We start from the raw sequence: 1,817 nt of genomic DNA, 5'->3' as shown, positions 1-1,817 counted from the left end.
ACATATGGATTTGGACACTTTTTTTGTGTCGTGTGAACGCTTAATTAATCCGGCATTATGGGGGAAGCCTGTTATTATTGGAGGTAAATCTGACAGGGGAGTGGTAGCAAGCTGTTCCTATGAAGCTCGCTATTTTGGTGTCCATGCTGCCATGCCAGCTAGATATGCTCGGCAACGTTGCCCTGATGCTATTTGGATTAGAGGAGATATGGAAATGTACTCCCAAAAGAGTACTGAAGTAACTGAAATTATCCAAGAAAAAGCCCCGCTCTTTGAAAAGGCATCTATTGATGAATTTTACCTGGACATAAGTGGAATGGACCGTTTTTTTGGTTCTTATCAATGGACCTCTGAGCTTCAAAATAGTATTATACAGGAAAGTGGACTTCCTATTTCTTTTGGGCTTTCGGCCAACAAAACCGTGGCCAAGATCGCTACCTCAGAAGGTAAGCCCAATGGCAAGCTTTATATTCCTCAGCAGAAGGTAAAACCTTTTCTTAATCCTTTATCTATAAGTAAAATTCCGATGATTGGCCATGCTTCCCAAAAGCTTCTCTTCCGTGTGGGAATAAAACAAATTCAGACACTTGCAGAAACCCCAGTTGAGATCCTGGAACAGTTGTTTGGAAAGAACGGTCGTGTCATGCATAGGAAGGCTAATGGGATAGATCCAAGCGAAGTTCTTCCGGAGCAAGAGGCTAAATCTCTTTCTACAGAACATACTTTTGGTAAAGACAGTATGGATATAAATGGCATGAAGTCCTTGTTGACCGCTTTTGCTGAGAAGCTATGTTACCAACTCCGAAAGCAAAATAAAGTATGCTCTGTGGTGACAGTCAAAATTCGCTATAATAATTTTGATACTCACAACCGCCAATGCAAAATTCCTTACTCTGCTTCAGACGATCTAATAATTGAAAGAGCGAAAGAGCTGTTTGATAAGATTTACGAAAAACGTTTACGAATTAGACTTATAGGATTGCGTTTGTCAGGATTAGTAGGCGGTGGCCATCAAATTAATTTATTTGATGATACCAACCAAAAGATTGCTTTACTCCAGGCAACCGATCAGATCCGGAACCGCTATGGGAAATATGCAATTCAGCGGGCATCCGCTTTTAAGCCTTTAAAATAAGGCGTTTTTCGATGTGTTATAAATATCATTATGTTAAATAGAAGCAAGAGACTTAATCCATATTCATTATAGATGGGTACAAAGTAAAAAATTAAATAAGCCGGAAAATTATTTTTCCGGCTATTCTTTATCACTGTTGGGTGAAATTAATAGATCAATTGGACCCACTAATCTTCATGATTTTAGCATTTAAAATGATCTTTCCAGAGTTATCAATCAATAAGGCTTGATAAAGTCCTGTTTTTAAATGGCGTAAATCAATAGTAGTTTTGCAGTTTTCGCATTGGTAAACTATTTGACCAAGCATATTAATAATCACTAGTTTCCCTGAATTGTTCGTGGGTATATTTAAATGATCTTGAAATGGATTAGGATAAAAGCTTCCCGGTGTTTTAGCTAGGGAAAGGTCTATTTGTAAATTTGGATTTTCCTTAAAATTTTGAGAGCTATGGGTTTTATTATTTGCCAGCTGGGAAGTTAACTCTTCTGTGTCATAGATGTTATAATCCCATGGATAAAGTATTTTACTTTCAGTAGTAGTAAAGAACGCCTCACTGTCAGTTCCTCCTACTCCATCTTCGTTACCCATAAATACTCTACTGAAACCGTTACCTGATACATTAGCTAAATATAAGGCCCTGTAGGTTCCATGGCCTTTAACAAAAAGGTCAGTTTTCCCATC

At 38.0% G+C, this 1,817-nt stretch carries 2 protein-coding genes; one reads left to right on the top strand and one right to left on the bottom strand.

Features of this window, described 5'->3' with window-relative positions; translation table 11 throughout:
• Nucleotides 1-1,135 (top strand): DNA polymerase IV (gene dinB / locus E1171_RS01925; RefSeq protein ID WP_246164117.1); only part of this gene is annotated, 1,135 nt, incomplete at its 5' end.
• Between the two features lie 154 nt (nt 1,136-1,289).
• Here the strand turns inward: dinB and E1171_RS01920 are convergent.
• The coding region (locus E1171_RS01920) for a T9SS type A sorting domain-containing protein (RefSeq protein ID WP_155203540.1) at nt 1,290-1,817 on the bottom strand (528 nt) is incomplete at its 5' end.

Origin of the sequence: Xanthovirga aplysinae, assembly GCF_009711365.1 — a bacterium.
In the GTDB taxonomy this organism is placed as follows: Bacteria; Bacteroidota; Bacteroidia; order Cytophagales; family Cyclobacteriaceae; genus Xanthovirga; species Xanthovirga aplysinae.
Note: the sequence above shows the minus strand (reverse complement) of the source record. Positions and strands in the feature narration are given on the sequence as shown.